At 45.5% G+C, this 6,019-nt stretch carries 6 protein-coding genes; 5 read left to right on the top strand and 1 reads right to left on the bottom strand.

Annotated features, from left to right (window positions below):
• Positions 1-191: T9SS type A sorting domain-containing protein (locus tag J7J62_07520; protein MCD6124999.1), on the top strand; the 191-nt coding region annotated here is incomplete at its 5' end.
• Between the two features lie 46 nt (positions 192-237).
• Here the strand turns inward: J7J62_07520 and J7J62_07525 are convergent.
• Positions 238-2,577: a type II/IV secretion system protein gene (locus tag J7J62_07525; protein MCD6125000.1), complete on the bottom strand. Its 2,340-nt coding sequence runs from the start codon at positions 2,575-2,577 to the stop codon at positions 238-240.
• A 146-nt stretch (positions 2,578-2,723) separates the two neighbouring features.
• On the opposite strand from J7J62_07525, the gene clpX reads away from it, so the two are divergent.
• The 4 genes from clpX to J7J62_07545 form a co-directional block, all read left to right on the top strand.
• The gene (gene clpX, locus J7J62_07530) at positions 2,724-3,983 is read left to right on the top strand and encodes an ATP-dependent Clp protease ATP-binding subunit ClpX (protein ID MCD6125001.1); all 1,260 of its coding nucleotides are present in this window, start codon (positions 2,724-2,726) and stop codon (positions 3,981-3,983) included.
• A gap of 28 nt (positions 3,984-4,011) precedes the next feature.
• Positions 4,012-4,752 carry a ribonuclease Z gene (locus tag J7J62_07535; GenBank protein ID MCD6125002.1) on the top strand — a complete coding sequence of 247 codons (741 nt, stop codon included), beginning with the start codon at positions 4,012-4,014 and terminating at the stop codon, positions 4,750-4,752.
• Positions 4,753-4,767: 15 nt separating this feature from the next.
• Complete coding sequence (locus tag J7J62_07540) at positions 4,768-5,301, top strand: nitroreductase family protein (protein ID MCD6125003.1); 534 nt, start codon at positions 4,768-4,770, stop codon at positions 5,299-5,301.
• Positions 5,302-5,380: 79 nt separating this feature from the next.
• Positions 5,381-6,019: VCBS repeat-containing protein (locus tag J7J62_07545; GenBank protein MCD6125004.1), on the top strand; the 639-nt coding region annotated here is incomplete at its 3' end.

A 6,019-nucleotide genomic window follows, 5' to 3' on the forward strand; every position in this document is an offset into this window, starting at 1 on the left:
TATATTATGGTGGCAAGGTTAATATCTCATCACGGCATAACATAACAATCTACGACATCCGCGGGAATGTGGCGGCGAAAATTTCGGGCGGCAACAAAACGGTAAAACTTAACCTCGCCCCGGGAGTCTATTTCGCCGTTTCAAACGATAAAGGAAAGAAAGCCATAACGAAGTTCGTGGTGATAAAATAAAAAACCTCACCCTCCGCGGTTCCCGAGTATCCGCGGTCTCCGTGATTTAAACCCTCATCGCTACCCTTCGCAAAAGCGCTTTAACCCGCGCCACCAGAAGTTGTGGAACAAAAGGCTTCCTTATGTAGTCATCGGCGCCAAGTTCAAGGGCGTAAAGCTCACTTTTCTGGTCGCTCTCAGCGGTAAGCATAAGAACCGGAATGTCCACGAACTCAAGCCTCGAACGCAAGGCTTTCAAAACCTCGTAGCCGTTAAGAACCGGCATCATTACATCGAGTATTATAAGTCCCGGTCGAATTCTTGCTGCCATCTCAAGCCCCTGAGCTCCGTTCTCAGCCTCGTAAACTGTGAATCCCTCTCCCTCAAGCAGCGCTCTCACCATGCGCCGTATTAATGGGTCATCATCAATTATAAGAACGGTGTTTTTGCTTGGTGCATACACCCTTTCTGTCACGGCTGCACCCGATGGATACGAAATCCTCGCATAATTCTCCCCAAAAAACTGCCGCTTTATCCTTTCCCTTTCGAGTTCCTCACTCCACGCTAAAGGTCTCTGTTTCGTAGGTGCGGTAGTCATAGGTGTTTCAGTCTGCACTGGTGGCATGGTTAATTCTTTTTCAGAAGTCAAGGGTTTTACACTTTTCTCTGAAGCCTTGTCCCTAATCTTCTCCAACTTTCTTTCTACCTCGAGAGGGTCCCTCAGCCCGACCACGCGTTTCATCTCATCTATAGTAGTTATTCCCTGCTTTACTTTCTCAAGAGCATCCATGAAAAGCGTCATCATGCCCTTGTTCTCAACCGCAAAGCGCTTAAGCTCGATGTCAGTGGCGCCTTTTATTATCATCTCCGAAATTTCATGGTCCACGGCGAAAAGCTCGAAAATACCTATCCTTCCCTTATATCCAGTGAACCTGCACTTCTCACAGCCTTTGCCCTTATAAACCTTTTCTATCCCATACTTTTTCGCGAATTCCTTTTGCTCATCGGGAAGAGAATCGACACTTACTTCTGTCTTGCAGTTTTCGCAAATTCTCTTCAAAAGCCTTTGCGCAAGCACCGTAGTTAATGCAGAAGCGATGAGGTATCGCGGAACACCCATGTCCTCGAGTCGCGTTACCGCCGATGGTGCATCGTTCGTGTGAAGCGTTGAGAGCACGAGGTGACCAGTTAACGCAGCTCGAATCGCGATCTCCGCGGTCTCAAGGTCTCTTATCTCGCCTACAAGCACTACATCGGGGTCCTGTCGAAGTATAGATTTAAGTGTTGCAGCGAATGTAAGCCCAGCTTTAGGATTAACCTGAACTTGGTTTATCCCCTTAAGCTCATACTCTATGGGGTCCTCAACAGTTATTATGTTAACCTTTGGCGATTTAAGCCAATTAAGTACCGAATAAAGCGTCGTCGACTTTCCAGAACCCGTTGGACCAGTTACTATAACCATACCCTGTGTTTTGGAACACGCTTCTTTGAACTGCTTCTCCACCTTCGGGGGGAAACCAAGCGCCTCCAGCGGAAGCTGCGTCATCTTTGGGTCAAGAATTCGGATTACCACTTTTTCCCCGTATGCCGTGGGAAGGGTTGATACTCGCATGTCGATAACCTTCTCCCCCATCCTTATGCGCATCTTGCCATCCTGCGGAGTCCGCTTAACAGCTATATCGAGCTTGGCGAGAACCTTTATTCTCGAAACTATTGCCGAATGAATTGTCTTCGGGAGCGTTAATATCTTGTGAAGGTCACCATCTATCCTGTATCTGACCTCTGTCGCCTGTTCCGTAGGTTCGATATGAATGTCCGACGCTCCCTGCTTTATCGCATCCGAAAGTATAATGTTTACTATGCGAACTATCGGCTTGCCCTCGACCTCAGTCTCTATCTCGTCGGCTGCCTTAGCTGTCGTATAGTCAATCATGTCTGCCTGACTTTTGATTATCCTGCTTATTATTTCCGAAAGGGTCTTTTGGGGGTTGTAGAACTCGTTTATCAGCGACCAAATTTTGTCAGCATCACTCCAGCGTGCCTTGACCTCTCGACCTGTAACGAAGGACGCCACATTAACGGTATCGATGTTGGTGGGGTCCATCATAACTATCGATATGCTCTCGTTATCAACCGTCTCGGGGATGAAACCATATTGCCTCGCAACTTTCTCGGGAATAAGCTTTGTAGCCTCTTTGCTTGGCGAGATGGTATCGGGCGGGACATAAGGGATTTTCGTGGCATCCGTAACTATTTTTATCAAATCCTCTTTGCTAATGCCAAACTTATCAGAATGAGCGACGGGATTTTCAAGAGCATCGGTTGGTAGGTTCTTCAACGCTTCTTTTGATATAATATTTTTGCGGATTAAAAGGTCAACTATGCCATTTTTCTTAACTATAGCCATTACAAAATTTATAATATACTATCTTGGCTGTTTTTCAATTCTATTTTAAAAAGTCGGCTTTTTCTCAAAACAATTTAACAAAAAAGCTTTATCTTGCGACAATTTAGTTTAAGAATTATTTTGAGTCAAAAAATTGCAGGTAAAAAATGAAACAGCCCAATGAAAATCGTGATGGCAAACTTTATTGTGGTTTCTGCGGTCGCAGCGCAGAGGAAGTAGGAGGGCTAATAAGAGGACCATTCGGCGGGCTTATCTGTCCACAATGCGCTACAGCCATAGCCGACATGCTCAGCAAACAATCGCAGAATAAAAAGCCACAACTCGAATTCGACGAAAATACTCTGCCAAAACCCAAGGAAATAAAGGAGTTTCTCGATAGATATGTTATAGGTCAAGAGGAAGCCAAGGTAGCCATATCTGTGGCGGTTTACAATCATTACAAAAGGGTTCTGCACCACATAGCCTCAAGTGACGACGATGTAGAGCTTGAAAAAAGCAATGTTCTTTTAATAGGTCCCACTGGGGTTGGGAAAACGCTTATTGCACAGACACTGGCGAAATTTCTCAGAGTGCCCTTTGCTATCGCTGATGCCACAACGCTTACCGAAGCAGGTTATGTTGGCGAGGATGTCGAGAATGTCATAGTAAGGCTTCTTATGAGTGCGGACTACAATGTTCCGCTCGCGGAGCTGGGCATTATTTACATAGATGAACTTGATAAAATAGCAAGGAAATCGGAAAACCCGTCCATAACCCGCGATGTCTCGGGTGAGGGAGTCCAGCAAGCGCTGCTCAAAATCATTGAGGGAACGGATGCCATGGTCCCGCCCAAGGGAGGTAGAAAACACCCTGAACAACCGCTCGTAAAAGTAAACACGAAAAACATTCTCTTTATAGCGGGAGGACACTTCGAAGGGCTGGATAAAATAGTTGAGAAAAGGGTAACGGAAATCATTATAGGCTTCGAGGGGAAATCACACAAAAAGCGAGATAAAAAAGAGCTCCTAAGCCAGGTGGAACCTGAAGACCTGATAAAGTTCGGCCTCATACCAGAACTCGTGGGGAGATTACCGGTGGTGGTTTCGCTTTCTCCGCTGGGCGAAAAAGAACTAAAACGAATATTGCTCGAACCAAAAAACGCTGTTATAAAACAATACAAAAAGCTTTTCGAAATGGAGGGCGTCGAGCTTGTTATAAACGACGATTTTATAGATGCAGTTGTAAAAGAAGCCGCCAAAAAGGGGACAGGTGCACGAGCACTACGTTCAATAGTGGAAAAGGCGCTAACACCCATAATGTTCGAACTACCGTCGAAAAAGGGCGTCCAGAAAGTAATAATTGACTCAAAGGTGTTATTTGGCGGCAGTCCAAGGTGGGTGAAGTCAACCGTCAAAAAAACAGCGTAGGCTAAATTTAATTACAAGTTAAGTCGCCATGCAAATAATAGTTATAGGCAGCGGCGCAGGATTCCCAACGGGTAACAAACGGTCGTCGTGCTTCTGGCTTGAGGCGGGTGAGAATGCTATTCTTCTCGATTGCGGTGACGGCTGCGCAGGTGGCATACAGGCGTGCAACCTCGAACCTTTGAAAATAGATGCTATAGCAATAACGCATCTTCACTCAGACCATTGGGGCGGTCTTGGACTGTTTATCCAGCTTCAGCACCTTATTTCGAGAAAAAAGCCTTTGACGATAATCATGCCTCGTGAGGGGATAAAAGTTGCACAGGAACTGCTCGATGTGTCCTATATGTGGAACGAGCGAATAGGATTCGAAATAAATTGGCAACCATGGGAGTCGGGTGTTCCCGTGAAACTGGGAAATATAACGATAACGCCTTACAAAAACTCACATCTCAATGCATACAAAGAAGATGCATTTCGTCATCCACGAAGTTTACTTGAGAGCTTCTCGTTCATTGTTGAGTGCGAGAATAAAGTAGGCATTTACTCGGGCGATATAGGTTCCTTATCAGACCTCGATGGAATAATGCCCAAAAAACTTGCTTGGCTGATAATAGAAGGCATGCACTACTCACCCGAGGAGTTCGCTTCCTGGTTGCCCAAATACTCAATCGACAAGGTTATAATAACCCACATTCCGCCAAATAGAGATGAAAAAGACTTCCCCGAATCGGCAATAATAGCCCGTGATGGGATGAAAATAAAATTATAGAACGGAGGGGTAACAATGGACTTTTTCGAGGTAGTAAAGAATCGCCATAGCATAAGAGCCTATAAGCCGACACCGGTCGAACCGGAAAAGCTTCGCCAGCTAATGGAAGCTGTTCGACTGGCACCATCAGCAAGGAACAGGCAACCATGGAAATTTATCGTCGTTACCGATAAGGAGCGAATAAGAAAAATATATGAAGCCACCAAGGAGCAGGATTTCGTTCTTCAGGCACCCGTAGTAATAGCAGCTGTTGCCTACCCGACTGACTACATCAACACCAACGGCAATATAGCTCACTTTGTTGACCTTGGGATAGCGGGTGAACATCTCGCCTTAGCATGCACCGCTCTCGGACTTGGTGCATGCTGGGTTGTGGCGTTCAATCAGGATATGATGAAAGCTGCTCTTGAGGTACCAAAGGATGCTCATGTCGTTGCGATATTCCCCGTTGGATACCCTGACGAGGTCCCCAAAACAAAAGAAAGAAAACCCCTTTCTGAAATAGTTTACGCCGAAAAATGGGGCGGCAACCCTCCTGATTGGGCTTAATGATTGAAAAAATGTATGCTTGAAATTTCGGGCAAATTAAACATAATAATATTTAGAAACATATTTAAGGGGGAGCAAAATGTTTACAGTTATTAGTTTAATTTTATGCTTAATAAGTCTTGCATTTTCTACACCGATAATAGAAGCTGAGATGAGCATCCCTGGTTATCCACGCGCACCCGTGGTGGGCGATGTAGACGAGGACGGTTTCCCCGAGATAGTGGTCGGATATGGAGTAAATTATGCCTCAGGCAACGGTGGACTTATTATTTTCAGAAAGCATGCTGATGATACCACCATAGACACCGTATTTCACTGGCATCCACCAGGAGTTGTATCGGCTTACACTCCTTATATAGGTGATGTTGATGCCGATGGACATCCTGAGATATGCGTGCAATTCACGCATAATCCTATATCCGCCGCCGGACGAGATAGTATAATAGTCTTTAATCACGATTTTACTGAACTCTGGCGAGCAGAAGTAAGCACTATAACACGAACTAGTACAATAGCTAATGCTCACGCTATTACTGCTGGCGACATAGAGGGTGACGGCAATGTCGAAGTTTTTGCTCTCGCAACGCAGAACTATTTCATAAGAGTATTTAACGGTCGAACAGGTGCTCGAATACGCGACATAGGCGGTGCCGGATATGGTTATCCCTACGGTGGACCATCGCTTTTTGACCTCGACGAGGACGGCAGACTTGAGATA

This window comes from bacterium, assembly GCA_021159335.1.
In the GTDB taxonomy this organism is placed as follows: Bacteria; UBP14; UBA6098; order B30-G16; family B30-G16; genus JAGGRZ01.